Below are 15,744 nucleotides of genomic sequence, written 5' to 3'. Positions count from 1 at the left end.
CAAATATGCGATTGTTATCGTCTAGAAAGACGAGACAATAATGCTTGAAATCTGTGTCCAAGATCCAAGCAAAAATGAAAGTGGGTTGGTTTTCAATGAAAAAAACAGTAACAGCATTAATCTTATTGGGAGTTGTTACGGGATGCAGCACCACGTCTTCAGATGCTCCTTCACCAACGAATAATACTACCAGTGCAACGGAGCAGCCTGCTGCGAATGTAGTAACACCAGAAGCAAAGCAGTTTCAGTTGAAGTATACAACGTCCTTAACTGCCGAGCCACTAACCAAAATCAATGCAGTGGAGCAATCTAAACAATTGAAGAGGCAAGCAGTTGATGAGTCCAAGGTTTTAACGTATAAAAAGAATGATGATGTAGAGAAAGTTTATGCTGCACTTCAATTTAAAGACGGAACTTATGATATGGGACAGATCGGGTATGAAGGAGCCAACGACTATTCGACAAGTACAGTTGATGTTTTGGGGCAATCTTACGTAAAAGTGAGCAGCTCTGTTGGAGCTAATGCACCAATTTCTAATTATGTGTCTCTCAGCACTTCCCCCCCAACGGTGCTACATATAGAAGCACATACTGTGGAGGCTGATGTAGATCAGGACGGGATTAAGGAGATTGTTGCTACCATTGGTACAGCAGCGGAAACATCCATCTATAAAATGGATAAGGAATACCTGGTAAGCGCAAATCTGAATAAAGTCATGAATGCCGCTATAGTGATGTATGACCAGGAATCCAACACTTTTAAAGCAGAAGTGACTAAAGATGAGATGTCACAATGGAAGATTGAAGATGACCAACTAGTGCCAATTCCTTAAAAAGCCTTTGCGATTTTTTCATGGACCGTAAAAGATCCATGCCTCATCCACTAGAGCTCCCGGATCATCTTGATTCAGGAGCTAATTCTTTACCCTCCCGATGCCGATATTTCAGATAGAAATGAATACATATACGTTCGTATGCAATTGAGAAAGGCTAACAGTCCTACATATCAAGGGGGAACATTTCTACTAATGAACAGTTTGTTTATGCGTATCTTTTTATTTTTTTCCTGTCTGATGCTAGCGGCAGGAGCCGTTCTTGGCATTACCATGTATCGCTCATCTGCACAGCTGGTTGAACAATCAATGGGCATGCAGGCGCAGGCTGTTGCCGAACGAGCAGCGCAATCCATCGACACCTCCCTGTATGCACCGCTCAGTACAGGACAGGATCAAACCGAGTATTACGACATATTGCGCGAACAACTCAGCCAGCTTCGCCAGGCCAATGGGTTGAAGTATCTATACACGCTTGGTAAGCGTGAAGAGAACGGAGCCGCATCGTATTATTACGTGGTGGATGGCGCTGCTCCAGATGTGGAAGAGGATGATTTCTCGCCTTACGGGTCTCCTGAAGAGAACCAATATGCGGGAATGCTGCAAGCCTTTGCACAAAACGAACCTTTCCGGGGCGATCTGACCCAGGATGAATACGGCGCAACGATTACAGCTTATGTACCCATTCATGGGGCTAATGGGGAACTGCTTGGTCTGGTTGGTGCCGACCTCGACTCTACTGCCGTCTACGAGCTAATGACACGCAATCGGATGACCATGATCTGGACTGCCTTTGCCATCGTATTACTCAGCGTGCTGCTGGTCTATGGATTTGCTCATTATTTGACCCGTCCTCTGGTGAAACTGAAGAAGATCATTGCTGAGGTAGGCAAAGGTGATCTGACCGTCGATGTCGAGCTTGGACGGAAGGACGAGGTTGGACAACTGGCTTCGGAGTTCAAACATCTGGTCACGGATACACGAGATGTCATGACAGGCATCCGCAAAAGCTCCGATTCCCTGCTGCAAGCAGCCGAAGGGGTATCCAGACACTCGCAGGCGACAGCGGAAGCCAGCCAGCGCATTGCTGAGCACACAGACCACACAGCCAAAGGCGCTGCGGAGCAGGTTGCACGGGCAGGCGAAGTAACTGTAGCGATGGAGGAAATTACACGCAGCATGCAGCATATTGCGAATTCATCTTCCATGGTGGCTGATGTATCCGAGGAGACGACCCATAACGCGATGCAGGGTCAGACCAACATCAACACAGCAATCGACCGCATGGACAAAATTCATCAGGCCAACGCCCAGATGGAAGCAACTACCTCCCAGCTTGCACAATACTCCAGCAAAATTGAATCGGTAGCCCACATGATGAAGGGCATCGCTTCCCAGACCAGTCTGCTGGCATTGAATGCAAGCATTGAAGCTGCTCGGGCCGGGGAACATGGCAGCGGATTTGCCGTTGTTGCTTCCGAGGTTCGGAAGCTTGCAGGGGAATCCGAGCAATCGTCCCAGCATGTGACTGAACTGATCGCCGAAATGACGCGTCAGACTGCCGTTTTATCTTCGCATATGTCGGCCAGTACCTCAGAAGTTCAGGCCGGTCTGGCTGTTGTTCAGGAAGCAGGACGCTCGTTCACGTCCATTCATTCCGGCATTGAGACGATGAATGAACGTCTGCACGAAGTGTCTGCCGCTTCCGAGCAGCTCTCCGCCAGTGCCGAAGAAGTATCCGCCTCCGTTGAGGATATGGAACATATCTCGCGCAAGTCTTCTTCCAGCATTCAGGAGGTTTCCGCTGCAACTGACGGGCAGCTGCAATCGATGGATGAGATGAGTACATCTGCGGAATCCCTTCGTGTGTTGTCCAGTGAATTGAACGGGTTGATAAGCCGATTCAAAATATAAATCTGACTGCAAATGGGCAATCAATAGCCCACCAGATGAATACAAAAAAAGCCGCAAGGCAGGGAACGGAAACATGGGGATTACCCCATTCCTGTTCACTCTGCCTGCGGCTTTTTTTTGGTTGTACCTTTAATGGAGGCTGGCCTTGCGGCCGCCTGAATTAATAACGCTGCGGAGCAGCTTTTTTGCCCAAATCCGTCATGTATGTGAAGAACGCTTCTGGATCGGTATCATACACGAGTTGTACTGGACGTCCGTCTGCTTGTTCCACCGTACGCCCCTGGCTTGGACCATCCGGGATAACAATACAGTTCACCGTTTTCTTCTTCACGATGTCTTCACGTCCAACGGAAGCCGTAGTCAACACATCCCACAGATAGTACGTGGAATTCGTTTCGCTGTATACCAGTGGCGGACATCCTGCATAACAGTTACCCAGGAAGTCAACGCCTTCAAAGCGACGCTCTGCAGCCCAACGGTTACGTACAGCAGGTGTCAGAGGTACTTTGTTCGTGCTTTCCAGGGCTACCAGATCAATCTGGATACCGCTCTGCCATACACGGTAAGCCGCTTCCGGGTCCCAGAATACGTTCCATTCTGCTGTACCATCATGCTCAGGCTCTTCAACGTTCCCTCTTTCGAACGTTCCACCCATCCATACAAGCTTGTCAATTTTCTCTTCAATGTCTGGTGCTTCATCCAGTGCACGCGCGAGGTCAGTCAGCGGTCCTGTGAACAGGAGCAGCGTTTTGCCTTCGGTGCTGCGCACTTTCTCAATCAGATGCTGGTGGGCCGGAACGGCAGACAAAGGAGCTTCCATTTTGCCGGATTCGTTCAGTACTGGAAGTGCATCTACATAGAAGGAATGCAATCTCCACGCCGCAGGAAACGGATTCTTCCCTCTGGAGTTGGATTTCGCTACCTCTACGGAATATGTGCCGAAGCGATCGATAATTTTACGGCTGGCATCTGTAGCTGGCTCCAGATATCCGTCTGCCGGAATAACCGATACACCGGTTACATTTACATTGTCCATTTGTAGAAGCATGAACAGCGATACGAGGTCATCCACGCCGCCGTCATGGTTAAAGTACACACTAAGTTGGTTCGTCATGCTTGTTTTCATCCTTCCCCCTGGTTGTCCCATTGATGTTCATCCCGTCCGTCTGCCTGTGGCTGACGTTACCTCTATTATGTCCCAAAACCCTTGGCCACGTAAACCTTCCATAACTAAAGAAAGTAGGAAACACGCCTCATTCTGCGGATATTTTACAGTTCCCCCATTCCATCTCAGCATTTGCCCGAAGCAGCCTGCACTCCAATAGGAAAATGGTAAAAAACAAGGACAGCAGGCTTGAGCTCCCACTGTCCTTGTCTGAATCCATCCATCGTTTACATGGATTGTTTTTGTCTCTTTTTGGCTTTCTCTGGAACAGGCACGTACTTGCCTGGCCAGAAAGCCCATTTGCCCAGCAACGTGGTAATGGCTGGCACCATGAACGGTCGAACAAGGAACGTATCGAGCAAGACACCCGCAGCCGTGATAATACCGAACTGCACCAGTACCTGTATAGGCAGTGTTGCCAGTACGGCAAACGTACCTGCGAGAATCAGACCTGCGGAAGTAATAACAGATCCGGTTTCCCCCACACCTTCCTTGATCGCTTGGCGAAGTGGCATCGTTTTGCGTTTTTGCCAAATGCTCGAGATCATGAAGATGTTGTAGTCCTCACCCAGCGCCACGAGGAATACGAAGGAATACAGCGGAATCGCTCCCTGAATGGCGTCTGCTCCTAGTCCATAGTGAATAATGAGCCATCCCAAGCCCAATGCAGAGAAGTAGGATAGTACTACTGTCGCGATCAGATACGCCGTTGCTACAACGGAACGCAGGTATAACAGCAGCAGCAACGTGATCATCCCGATCACCACCGGGATAATGATGCTGGCATCCCGCTCTCCGGTGACTTCGATGTCATACTGCTCAGCCGTCTGACCGTCGATCCAGACATGGCTGTCCACGCTTGTTATGCCAGCATCTTTCAATGCCTGTTCAGCCGTTGCCCGCAGATCCGGGATATGCTGCATCGCCTCCATCGAGTATGGATTCAGATTGAATTCCACATCGTAAGCGGTGATGTTCGCATTCTCAGCACCCTGCTGCGCTTCACCTACTTTGCTTACGTAATCCAGCGATTCCAGACGCTGCTTCAGATCAGTCTCGTTACCTTCTGTATCGATAATCACTTTCGCCGGAGCGAGTTCACCTTCCGAGAACTGTTCTCCAATAACTTTGAAACCTTCACGAGATGCAACATTCTCCGGGAAGGACGATAACAGGTCATACGTGAATTTAATTTGGCTAGAGAAAGCAGCCAGTCCACCCAACAACACCAGCGTAATTACCAGAACCGTCCACGGTTTGGTGACTACTGTACGGCCAATCCAGCTTTCCTTGATTTTACGCGGAGCAGGCGCTGGTTTGCCTTTTTTCTTCGCACGTTCTACTTCCATATCATGCGTCCGAGGTACAAACGGGTAGAATGAACCCCGACCGAAGATCGCCAGCAATGCCGGAACCAGCGTCAGGCTCGCAATAAACATGATGAAGATGGATAAACTGAATGGTACGGCAAATCGATGATAGGCACCATACTCTGCGAACAGCAGTACAAGCAGTGCTGCAACAACTGTAAATCCACTCATCGCAATCGCACCGGACGATCCGGTAATCGCCTGGAAGAGTGCTTTCTTTTTATCCGGCTCTTGATAGAGCATTTGACGGAATCTGGAGATCATGAACAGGCAATAGTCCGTTCCTGCACCGAACAACAGCACCGTCATAATCGAGATGGACTGCGCGTCCACTGTAATCCAGCCCTGATCCGCCATAAATCCGAGAATCGGACTGGTGACCATATAAGCGAACCCAACTGCAATAATCGGGATAATCGCCAGTACTGGCGAACGGTAGATCAACAGCAACAGCACGAGTACCAGCACAACGGTTGCAATCAGCAGGGATACATCCGCAGATGAGAACAATCCGCTCGCATCAATCGATATCCCAACCGGACCAGTAACCCGTGCACTTAGTGCGCTGACATCATCAATGGCAACATCAAATGGGTCGGAGCCAAAAATGTCTTTCGTTTTCTGCTCCAGTGCTTCAATGCCTTCCTTCAGCTGTGACGAATCAGCTTCCTGATTGAAAAAGAGCGGCATAACCAAGGTGCTTCCGTCTTCCGAAAGCTGACCTTTCAGGGCCTGTGGCGGCAACTGATATAGTGGTACAACAGATTGCTGCTGCTCCACCGGATCTTGATCCAGTCGCTCGGTTAACGCCTGAATGTTCTCAATCTGTTCATCCGTCAGCCCCCCGGCTTGACGCCATACGATGAGCGCAGGAACACCTTCGCCTCCGGGGAACTCTTTCTGGGCAACTGCTGCCGCCTGCACCGATGGCTTGGAATCACTCAGATCCTGTGCGTTATTCGTTTCACGGTCACCTACCGCAGGCCACACTACACCAAGAACAACCGCGATGATGATCCATACCAACAATGTAATCCATTTGCTTCGTTTGCCGGCAACCCAGCGGCCGTAGCCCGAACGTTCTTGCATTGTCTCTTCATCTCCCTATTTTGGTTCTATGAAGCCGTTTTTATGTGATAAATATAGAAATGAACCACGGGTCATAGTATAATTGACTTAATTATATATACCAGAAGGTTAATATTGCAAATACTAATTTTGTGAACAATTTTGTACAGCCAACATGAATAAGTAAAGAGGTATGCAATCATGAGCAAAAAAAAGAACCCGCCCCGCTCGCCCGGCAGGCCCAAAGCAGGCGCTGATCAGGCATCAGCCCAGTCGAAAATACTGATGACCGCCTCGCGGCTATTTATGGAATACGGGTATGAGCCCGTCTCTCTTCAGCAAATTGCCTCGCTATGCGGCGTGACCAAAGCATCGATCTATTATCATTTTTCCAGCAAGCCACAGCTGTTCACCGTCGCCATCACCAGTATGATGGCCATGAGCATGCAGCAAACAGCTCTTCGTATGGATGCACCCGGTACATTGCAAGAGCGGCTGGAGAAAGTTGCGGAAGGACGGATGCAACACTCCCACGTCGATACCGAGACCATGATGCGTGAAGCCAATACCTATCTGGATGCAGATCAGCTGGCCCAGATCCGTGAAGCCGAAGTCCGCATTTATGAAGTCCTTGCCACCCACTTCAAGCGGGAGATGGACAACGGTTATTTGCGATCTGCCAATCCGATACTGCTTGCCCACGCGTTCACTTCCTTGCTGATGCTGGCAAACCGCGAAGGCGTACGCGACATGTATGCAACGATTGCCGATCTGGCACGTGAGCTGGTAGCTTTATTTTTGGACGGAGCCGCTCACAAGGCGTAAAGATCTCTCCATGCTTTTGCCAATGCGGCGATACCCGGTCCAATGCGTTCCGCTTCAATACCAGCAAACCCTATAATGAATTCCCTTTTGCCATCTGCTGGTTCACTCCCATCCGTCCACAGGTATTCTGTTGAACTAATCTGTATACCAGCGCTTAACGCCGCAGCTACCAGCTCCGCGGCTGTTTGTGTTGAAGCAATTCTAAGCACCAGATGAAATCCGGCATTCTGGCCAATTATCTCAACCTTTTCTCCGAAATACTGCCGAATTGCCTGAACAATCAAGTCATGTTTGCGCTTATAAACATTACGCATTTTACGAATGTGTTTACCCAACTCTCCCTCATGCATAAACATTTCCAACGTGCGCTGATGAAGACGGGAGGCGGACTGTTCAAACAGGATCGTCTTGTACATCTCCCGAAAGGAACCCATTATCTCCTTGGGAAGTACCATATAATGAACACACAGAGCAGGAGCGAGAACTTGGGAAAATCCGCCCATATAAATCACCCTGCTGCCCTCTCGCAAACCCTGCATGGACGGAATAGGCCGTCCATGATACCGAAATTCGCCGTCATAATCATCCTCAATGATGTATGCACCCGTTCGCTCCGCCCATTCCAGCAAAGCCAATCTTCTGGCAATGGGCATAGTCATGCCCAGAGGAAATTGGTGCGAAGGTGAGACACTTATTATTTTCACTCCCACACGATCCAGTTCTGATATATCTAATCCTTCATCATCTAGGGAGATTGGAACCACTTGATAACCATAATTCCGGAATGTGCCCGGCAGCAGTCGATAGCCAGGATTTTCTACCCCAATGGTTTGTAGTCCATTCTTGTGAGTTAACGTCTGCACAAGCAAACACATTAACAAGTGCTGCTCTGCACCCAATACAACCTGCTCTGGAGAACAGTTTACGCCCCTGAACTGTCCAAGATAACTGGCAATCTCACATCGCAGGCCCCACTCGCCCTGTGGATCTCCGTAGAACAATAATTCCTCTGCCTCTTCACGCCAGATCCGGTTCGCATACTGGTGCCACTTGCCAAACGGGAACAGGCTGAAGTCATTACGTGACATGTGAAAATCAAATCCGACCACTCTTATTGGACGAATTGCATTTCCCTCTATTTTACGTTCATGATGGTGGTGTTCATGAACTTGCATATCCTTAGGCTCGGTTCTCGCCGGAATTTGAATTTCACTATAACGATCCGTGATGGGACGTACCCGATATCCTCTTCGCGGCTGACTGTATACATAACCTTCGGCAATTAATTGTTGATATGCCCATTCTACGGGAGTTGTACTTATGCCCAGCATCTCGGCCAACTTGCGTACAGAAGGCATTTTGCTATGTTCCACCAGCTCCCTCTGAATGATTTCCTTTTTGATGTGATCCGAGAGCTGTACGTAGATTGGGATGCTGTCGTTTCCCATCAGTTTCGGTAATTGATTCATGACTTGCACCTCATCTGTCCTGTTGAATTTGTCCAAACTGCATATTTGGAAGTATACAGTATTCAGCTATACTGATGGCATGACGATTAGAACTCACAGGAGGAATAACCCATGTCTCAACCAACACCATCTCCGCGCATCCCACGTCTGTTGGAAACGAACCGCATCTATCTGCGTCCATTTGAATCGACTGACGTTGATACCTATTTCCCCGGATTGTTTGACGCCGAGCTGCGCAGACTTACTGGAACACAAAACAGCTTCACCCGTACCCAAGTAGAACGTTACATCGAAAACGCGGCCCAAGATGACTCACGCTTGATGCTGCTGATTGCCTTGCAGGAGAATGACCAGGTTATCGGAGAGATTGCACTGATGGACATGCATACCAAAAATCGAAGTGCGCACATCCGGATCGCCATTGATCAAATAGAGCATCAAGGAAAAGGCTATGGCAGCGAGGCACTGCTGCTTATGCTGGATTATGGTTTCGGTATCTGCAATCTGCACCGAATCGAGCTTGAAGTGTATGCCTTCAACCAACGTGCGATTCGTACATATGAGAAGCTCGGATTTCAACGCGAAGGCGTACGGCGAGATGCCTTGTATTACAATCATCAATACCACGACGCCATTCAGATGAGCATGCTGGAGAATGAATTCCGAGAGCAACATGTCAGCAGACTTGGATAACGTAAACTACGCGCTACCGGGAGGGAATCTCTTCCGGTTGGTTTACGTTCCCGGCAAATAACCATGCTCCAGTGGATTTATCCACTACAGCAACCATAAATGGACGATTAACCTCCATCTTGGTCCAATCTGTGGGCGGAGCACTTCCAGCCGCCATTCCCACTAATGTTGAAGCAGCAGCTACAGTGCCTTGTTCGCTCACTTCCATCACGGCACGATGCAGTACCTGACCAATGTATACTTGCAAGTTCGGCCCGGGAGAAATCATTTCCGTGAAATTAGCGGCATAAGGATCAAAGGCCATTTCCATCCCCATCTGCTGCAACGTCTCTTTCAGGTTCATGCCATACTCCGCACGAAAACGCGGCAAGGACAGCTCAACTAAGCTGTATTCGGAGCCAGTATCTAGCCGTTCAGGGTCATCCAGCAACTGCTGCTGAATCTCATCCAGCGTACGTCCCTCTCGCGGCAAAACGACAAGCAGATGCATCTGGCCATCTCCGTAAGGAAGCCTAACCGCCTGCCAGTCCTCATTCTCCGAGTATTGGAACTGCTTCTTCTGATGCATCATCCGCACAGACAGCTCCTTTCCATTTGCCAGCTTGAATTCTTCGTCCGTCGTGTACTCCGGGTCAAACTCATCCATCCAGTTACCATCAAATGCAATGGCATTCACCAGAATCATTAGGGCTTCCTTTTCGGGGGGCTCCTGCATCAAGTTTGGAATCATACCTTCGGTTTGCTGCTTCACCCATTGATTGATCTCTTCCTTTGCTTGTGCTGGTTGTCCATTGAGTGTCCTAATTTCAGCTTCATACGTTTGCTGTAGGGATGTTTGGTACGTTTCCTCTACCGAGATTCCGTCCTTCATCCACATGGAGTTCGCAATACCGATCTGTATTCCTTTTCCCGGATGGGTCAACAACTGCTGCAAAGCCGCTTGAGAAGCATTCACTTGCTCCATTTCTAGCTCCGACCACCCCATGACCTCTGCCATTTCCCGCCTAGTCTCACCTACGCTGCCGTTATATGCCATGCCAATCGCCGCCGCAATGCTGTAAGGAGAGATCAGCAGATTATTCCCGTCAGCTTTTTCTTTTGTACCCATCTGTTGAAGAATATGCAGCCCCATGGTGTTCATGGCTTGGATTCTTTTGGGTTCGATCTCTTTCAGAGCAGCTTTTCGTTCTGACTCGGATAACTCCTGATTCGAATTAAATTGCATCTTGTTTGGGTCCTCCTTTGCTGAACAGCTCGTAATGATCAGCCCACTTAAACAGCATAATAACAGTAACACTCTTAACCGTGCATGCATCGAAATGCCCCCTCATCCGTAATACTCAGATACCGTCATAGCAATTCATTTATTTCCTTTTTTTACTAGACGTACGGTTGAGGAAAAAGGTTACTTTACACTCATATGCCAAGGTCACCAATTTCTACTGTAACAAACACCATTCAAAACGAGTCAAAACGGTTATATCTATACCATATACGAATGGAGGGATTCTCTATGATTCCGGCAACGTTGGAACAATTGGAGCAAGTTCGCAAGGAATGCCGCACCATGGTCAAAAAGAGAGCTACCGCTTCCGCAGGTACAACACTCGTTCCTCTTCCAGGTACAGACGTCCTGGCTGATGTGGGAATGCTCATGCAGCTACTGCCCGCCATTAACAATAAATTCGGATTATCGCAAAAGCAGCTCGACGGTATGGACCCTGAGACCAAATCCATGATCTACGGATTCGTCATGTCCATCGGAAGTAAAGTCATTGGACGTATGGTAACCAAAGAACTGGTCGTTCAGGTGCTGAAAAGGGTCGGAGTGCGCGTAGCTACCAAATCGGTTGCCAAATTTGTCCCTTTTGCAGGTCAGGGATTGGCAGCCGCGCTCAGCTTCACGGCCATGCGGTATGTCGGCAACAAACATGTCGAGGACTGTTATGAGGTCGTGAAACGCATGATTGAGCAGGGTGAGGTGATACCAGGTGAGTCGGCACCTTCTGCGCTTGATGAGACAAACGAAGAGCCAAAGCTGGAGGTAAAGACGTCATCCGACGTCAACGAAGGTAAAGCTCCAGAAGATTCGAAAGAGCATTAAGGAAAGAAGAAACGATATCGTGGACTTGCCGCGGTAGCAAACAAATAGCCGGGTGCACCCAAAGGGTGCACCCGGCTATTATGTTAACGCCATCTAGGATCAGATTGCCTGTGGCTGTTGCTCCGTAAATTGGCTGTTGTACAGATCAGCATAGAAGCCTTGTTTCTCCATCAGTTCCTCATGATTACCCTGCTCAATCACGTTACCATGATCCATGACGAGAATCAGGTCGGCTCCGCGAATGGTGGACAATCTGTGGGCAATGACAAAGCTGGTGCGATCCTTCATCAGATCATTCATCGCTTTCTGGATGAACACTTCGGTCCGTGTATCGACACTGCTCGTTGCCTCATCCAGAATCAGAATGGCCGGATTCGCCAGAATTGCTCTCGCAATCGTCAGCAATTGCTTCTGCCCCTGTGAAATGTTCGAGGCTTCTTCATTCAGCACCGTATCATATCCATCAGGCAAGGTACGAATGAAGTGATCGGCATGGGCCGCATCGGCTGCCTTGATGACTTCCGCTTCCGTTGCGCCTTCTCGGCCATAGGCAATGTTGTCACGGATCGTTCCGTTGAACAACCATGTGTCCTGAAGCACCATCCCAAACAGGCTGCGCAGCTTGCCGCGTTCCATGTCCACGATATTAACACCGTCAATGGTAATTTGGCCGTCCTGAATTTCGTAGAAACGCATCAGGAGGTTGATCAGCGTTGTTTTCCCCGCTCCAGTCGGCCCGACAATGGCTACCGTCTGTCCCGGTTTTACATCAATATTCATATTTTGAATGAGTAACTCATCCGCTTTATATCCAAAATTCACACCATGGAATGCAACGGCACCCTGTGGTTGCTGCAATTGTACTGGTTTCGAAGACTCTGGAACCTCTTCCTCTTCATCCAGCAATTCAAATACCCGCTCCGCCGAAGCGATGGTGGACTGAATGATATTCGAGATGTTGGCAATCTGGTTAATCGGCTGAGTGAACTGACGGGAGTACTGTGTGAATGCAAGGATATCCCCGATGGAGATAGCACCACGTGTAACAAAGATCCCGCCGACCACACAGATCAGCACATAACCAAGGTTACCTACAAACGTCATCAGTGGCATGATAATCCCCGAGATAAACTGGGCTTTCCAACCGGATTCATACAGTTCTTCGTTCACTTTTTCGAACTGTTCAACCGAATGTTCTTCCCGTCCAAAGGCTTTGACTACCTTGTGTCCGGTGTACATTTCCTCGACATGGCCGTTCAATTCACCAAGTGATTTCTGCTGGCCTGCAAAGTGTTTTTGCGAGCGGGATGCCACCAGCATAACCACTACCACGCTTAATGGCAGAGTCAAAATGGTAATCAGGGTCATCCATGGACTAATGGTCAACATCATGATGATAACCCCGACAATGGTGACTACAGACGTAATAAATTGCGCCAAACTTTGCTGGAGTGTATTACTGATGTTGTCCACATCGTTTGTCGCCCGGCTTAATGTTTCCCCGTGAGTACGGGAGTCAAAATATTTCAGCGGCAGACGTCCAACCTTGGCACTGATCTGCTCACGCATGTCGTACACAACCCGCTGAGCTACACCAGCCATCAGGTATTGCTGAATGTACATGAAAGCTGCACTAAACAGGTAGAGTCCCCCAAGCAGATACAATACTTTTATCAAGGCAGGAAAATCAATCCCGGCCCCCTGTACACCCTGAAGGATGGCAATAGCGCCTTTACTGAGAATATCCGTGCCTTCCGCCATAATCTTAGGACTGATAATGCTGAACACGGTACTTAGAATTGCAGCGACCAGCACACCCAGCAATCGATAGCTGTGGGGCTGAAGATACCGCATCAAACGCCGCAGTGTACCTTTGAAATCCTTCGCTTTCTCCACAGGAGGCCGCATGCCCATTCCGCCTCCGGGATGCCCCGGTCCGCCAGGGGGACGAGGTGACTTGCGTTCTGTACGTTCACTCATGCGATCTCCTCCTCTGTCAGCTGGGAGGATACAATCTCGCGATACACTTCATTGTGCTCCATCAGCTCTTTATGTGTTCCTGAACCGACAATCCGTCCTTCATCCATAACCAGAATGCGATCCGCATCCATAACCGTACTTACACGCTGAGCTACAATTAGCACTGCTGCTTCAGTCGTTTCGGACTTCAGGGCAGCACGAAGATTGGCATCGGTTTTGAAATCGAGAGCCGAGAAGCTGTCGTCAAAAATATATACTTCCGGACGGCGAACCAGTGCGCGTGCAATGGACAAACGCTGCTTCTGTCCACCGGATACGTTGTTACCTCCCTGTGCAATGACGCTGTCGTAACCGTCTTTCATCTCCGTAATGAAGTTCTCTGCCTGAGCCGTTTGAGCGGCTCGAACAATCTCCTCCATCGTGGCGTCATCCTTCCCGTGGCGGATATTCTCCGCAATCGTTCCGGTGAAAAGAACCGCTTTTTGCGGTACAAATCCGATTTTGGCCCGCAGATCTTCCTGCCGCAGCTCACGGACATCTGTACCATTGACCCGTACACTGCCCTCCGTTACATCATAGAAACGTGGAATGAGACTGAGCAATGTGGATTTCCCTGAGCCCGTACCCCCGATAATAGCTGTGGTTTCACCCGGGCGTGCCGTAAATGAAATGCCTGACAACGCAGCATTTTCTGCACCCGGATAACGGAATGTCACATTATCGAATTCAATGGTGCCTTGCAGCGACTTCATATCACGAGGCTGCTCTGGATTGCTAAGATCGGGATGCATATCCAATACTTCGTTGATCCGTTCTGCCGAAGCCGAAGCTCTTGGAATCATCACAAAGATAATGGAAACCATAATGAGGGAGAACATGATTTGCATCGCATACTGAATAAAGGCAATCAATGAACCAATATTCATATTCCCGCTGTCGATACGCTGTCCACCGAAATAAAGGATGGCAATCATTGAAAAGTTCATAACCAGCATCATCACAGGCATTAATGTTGCCATGAGCACATTCACTTTAATGGAAACGTCTCTCAGATCCGTATTGGCTCCATTAAAACGAACACGCTCATGTTCCCCACGATTAAAGGAACGAACCACGCGAATCCCTGTTAGTTGCTCACGCAGGACCAGATTGAGTCGGTCGAGCTTTTTCTGAATTTGTTTGAACAAAGGCAGACCCTTCGCACCAATCAGTGCGATGGCCCCGGCCAGTACAGGCAGGACAACCAGGAAAATGGTTGATAATTTGGCATCCTGGGATACCGCCATGAAGATACCACCGATACACATCATCGGTGCCATAACCATCATGCGCAGCATCATTGTTAATACGTTTTGAACCTGCGTAATATCATTGGTGGTACGGGTAATCAGCGAGGCTGTACCCAATTTATCAAATTCCTGCAGCGAAAAGTTCTCCACATGGCGGAACACTCTGCTGCGCAGCTGTTTGGCAAATCCACCCGCTGTACGGGAGGAGAGATAACTGGCTGTTACAGAACAGGCCGTGCCTGCTACGGCAATTAATAGCATCCAGCCACCAATCTGCCAAATGTATGGAACATCTCCTTTTACTATGCCGCCATTAACGATGTCCGCCATCAGGGTTGGCAAATACAGTTCAGCCAGCGACTGTAACAGCACCAGACCCAGTATGAAGAAAATGGGGACTCGGTAAGGCTTAAGCATGCGAAACAATTTCATCATGGCTTATCATCTCCTTGTGTGGACGCATCCATCTGTTGGGAAACCTTTGTATCAAAAAAGGTGTACACCTTGGTCAACAATTCCGCTAATTGAAGACTGTCTTCCTCACCCAGATGCTCAACGAGCTTATTAAATATCTCCATGCGCTCCTGATGAGCCGCCCGGATAATTTCACGACCTGCTTCGGTAATCGTAATGCGGACTGCGCGACGATCCTCTGGGTCCATAGTTCGTTCAACCAGGCCCTCGTCTTCAAGGCCTCGAATGACGGGAGTAATCGTCGGTGATTTCACACGCAACAATGCACTAATTTCCGATACTTTCAGTCCTGGATGATTTGAATGCAGTGTGTCTTCGAAATTAGGAGGATTATCCTGCCAATTCAATTGTTCTCCCGGATGCATGCCGTGGAGCAAACAACCCAGAACCATAATCTCATTGTGATTACGCCCATGTGGTTTATGCTGCCTCCATTTGCCTTTATTAAACTGCATGATGGAATACAAAAGCTTCTGGGCAACCGGATCTATGCCAGTCATTATTGTCCCCCCCTTATTTTCATTATCATTCCATAGACGTCCAACATCATAGGACATCTA

At 48.9% G+C, this 15,744-nt stretch carries 12 protein-coding genes; 5 read left to right on the top strand and 7 right to left on the bottom strand.

The genetic code is table 11. The features are described 5' to 3' along the window. Positions 1 to 44 precede the first annotated feature (44 nt). Positions 45 to 833: a hypothetical protein gene (locus tag HW560_RS07590; RefSeq protein WP_179262617.1), complete on the top strand. Its 789-nt coding sequence runs from the start codon at positions 45 to 47 to the stop codon at positions 831 to 833. Positions 834 to 1,028: 195 nt separating this feature from the next. Further along, positions 1,029 to 2,747 (top strand): methyl-accepting chemotaxis protein, encoded by a 1,719-nt coding sequence (locus HW560_RS07585; protein WP_179262615.1) that lies wholly within the window; start codon positions 1,029 to 1,031, stop codon positions 2,745 to 2,747. Between the two features lie 160 nt (positions 2,748 to 2,907). Here HW560_RS07585 and HW560_RS07580 read toward each other — a convergent pair whose 3' ends face one another. After that, positions 2,908 to 3,861, bottom strand: a complete 954-nt coding sequence (locus HW560_RS07580) for a nucleoside hydrolase (protein ID WP_179262613.1) — start codon at positions 3,859 to 3,861, stop codon at positions 2,908 to 2,910. Positions 3,862 to 4,139: 278 nt separating this feature from the next. Then, a complete protein-coding gene (locus HW560_RS07575; RefSeq protein WP_179262611.1) occupies positions 4,140 to 6,371 on the bottom strand; it encodes an MMPL family transporter in 2,232 nt (743 codons plus the stop codon). Between the two features lie 180 nt (positions 6,372 to 6,551). Between HW560_RS07575 and HW560_RS07570 the strand changes: the two genes are divergently transcribed. Continuing rightward, on the top strand, positions 6,552 to 7,175 hold the full coding sequence (locus tag HW560_RS07570; protein WP_090903339.1) for a TetR/AcrR family transcriptional regulator: 624 nt from the start codon (positions 6,552 to 6,554) through the stop codon (positions 7,173 to 7,175). Here the strand turns inward: HW560_RS07570 and HW560_RS07565 are convergent. Then, positions 7,163 to 8,644 carry a MocR-like pyridoxine biosynthesis transcription factor PdxR gene (locus HW560_RS07565; RefSeq protein ID WP_179262608.1) on the bottom strand — a complete coding sequence of 494 codons (1,482 nt, stop codon included), beginning with the start codon at positions 8,642 to 8,644 and terminating at the stop codon, positions 7,163 to 7,165. The two genes, HW560_RS07570 and HW560_RS07565, sit on opposite strands and share 13 nt — an antisense overlap. Positions 8,645 to 8,755: 111 nt before the next feature. Here HW560_RS07565 and HW560_RS07560 point away from each other — a divergent pair, with 111 nt between their 5' ends. After that, positions 8,756 to 9,337, top strand: coding sequence for a GNAT family N-acetyltransferase (locus HW560_RS07560; protein ID WP_179262606.1), 582 nt, complete (start codon positions 8,756 to 8,758; stop codon positions 9,335 to 9,337). A 13-nt stretch (positions 9,338 to 9,350) separates the two neighbouring features. On the opposite strand, the gene HW560_RS07555 is transcribed toward HW560_RS07560, so the two are convergent. Beyond that, positions 9,351 to 10,562 (bottom strand): serpin family protein, encoded by a 1,212-nt coding sequence (locus HW560_RS07555; RefSeq protein ID WP_179262603.1) that lies wholly within the window; start codon positions 10,560 to 10,562, stop codon positions 9,351 to 9,353. Positions 10,563 to 10,850: 288 nt separating this feature from the next. On the opposite strand from HW560_RS07555, the gene HW560_RS07550 reads away from it, so the two are divergent. After that, the gene (locus tag HW560_RS07550; RefSeq protein WP_090903331.1) at positions 10,851 to 11,441 is read left to right on the top strand and encodes a hypothetical protein; all 591 of its coding nucleotides are present in this window, start codon (positions 10,851 to 10,853) and stop codon (positions 11,439 to 11,441) included. Between the two features lie 99 nt (positions 11,442 to 11,540). Here HW560_RS07550 and HW560_RS07545 read toward each other — a convergent pair whose 3' ends face one another. The 3 genes from HW560_RS07545 to HW560_RS07535 are packed head-to-tail and all read right to left on the bottom strand — an operon-like array spanning position 11,541 to position 15,684. After that, the gene (locus tag HW560_RS07545) at positions 11,541 to 13,421 is read right to left on the bottom strand and encodes an ABC transporter ATP-binding protein (RefSeq protein WP_090903329.1); all 1,881 of its coding nucleotides are present in this window, start codon (positions 13,419 to 13,421) and stop codon (positions 11,541 to 11,543) included. Beyond that, the gene (locus HW560_RS07540; protein ID WP_090903327.1) at positions 13,418 to 15,145 is read right to left on the bottom strand and encodes an ABC transporter ATP-binding protein; all 1,728 of its coding nucleotides are present in this window, start codon (positions 15,143 to 15,145) and stop codon (positions 13,418 to 13,420) included. The genes HW560_RS07545 and HW560_RS07540 overlap by 4 nt, the downstream gene beginning before the upstream one ends. Then, entirely contained in the window at positions 15,142 to 15,684 is a 543-nt protein-coding gene (locus tag HW560_RS07535; protein WP_090903325.1) for a MarR family winged helix-turn-helix transcriptional regulator, read from the bottom strand. Before HW560_RS07535 ends, HW560_RS07540 begins: the two co-directional genes overlap by 4 nt. Positions 15,685 to 15,744: the final 60 nt, after the last annotated feature.

Source organism: Paenibacillus sp. E222 (assembly GCF_013401555.1).
Taxonomy (GTDB): Bacteria; Bacillota; Bacilli; order Paenibacillales; family Paenibacillaceae; genus Paenibacillus.
Note: the sequence above shows the minus strand (reverse complement) of the source record. Positions and strands in the feature narration are given on the sequence as shown.

Excerpts from the sequence above, each read along its gene's own strand:
- HW560_RS07585 (WP_179262615.1), top strand. The coding sequence starts at position 1,029 with ATGAACAGTTTGTTTATGCGTATCTTTTTATTTTTTTCCTGTCTGATG.
- HW560_RS07580 (WP_179262613.1), bottom strand. The coding sequence starts at position 3,861 with ATGACGAACCAACTTAGTGTGTACTTTAACCATGACGGCGGCGTGGAT.
- HW560_RS07575 (WP_179262611.1), bottom strand. The coding sequence starts at position 6,371 with ATGCAAGAACGTTCGGGCTACGGCCGCTGGGTTGCCGGCAAACGAAGC.
- HW560_RS07570 (WP_090903339.1), top strand. The coding sequence starts at position 6,552 with ATGAGCAAAAAAAAGAACCCGCCCCGCTCGCCCGGCAGGCCCAAAGCA.
- HW560_RS07565 (WP_179262608.1), bottom strand. The coding sequence starts at position 8,644 with ATGAATCAATTACCGAAACTGATGGGAAACGACAGCATCCCAATCTAC.
- HW560_RS07560 (WP_179262606.1), top strand. The coding sequence starts at position 8,756 with ATGTCTCAACCAACACCATCTCCGCGCATCCCACGTCTGTTGGAAACG.
- HW560_RS07555 (WP_179262603.1), bottom strand. The coding sequence starts at position 10,562 with ATGCAATTTAATTCGAATCAGGAGTTATCCGAGTCAGAACGAAAAGCT.
- HW560_RS07550 (WP_090903331.1), top strand. The coding sequence starts at position 10,851 with ATGATTCCGGCAACGTTGGAACAATTGGAGCAAGTTCGCAAGGAATGC.
- HW560_RS07545 (WP_090903329.1), bottom strand. The coding sequence starts at position 13,421 with ATGAGTGAACGTACAGAACGCAAGTCACCTCGTCCCCCTGGCGGACCG.
- HW560_RS07540 (WP_090903327.1), bottom strand. The coding sequence starts at position 15,145 with ATGATGAAATTGTTTCGCATGCTTAAGCCTTACCGAGTCCCCATTTTC.
- HW560_RS07535 (WP_090903325.1), bottom strand. The coding sequence starts at position 15,684 with ATGACTGGCATAGATCCGGTTGCCCAGAAGCTTTTGTATTCCATCATG.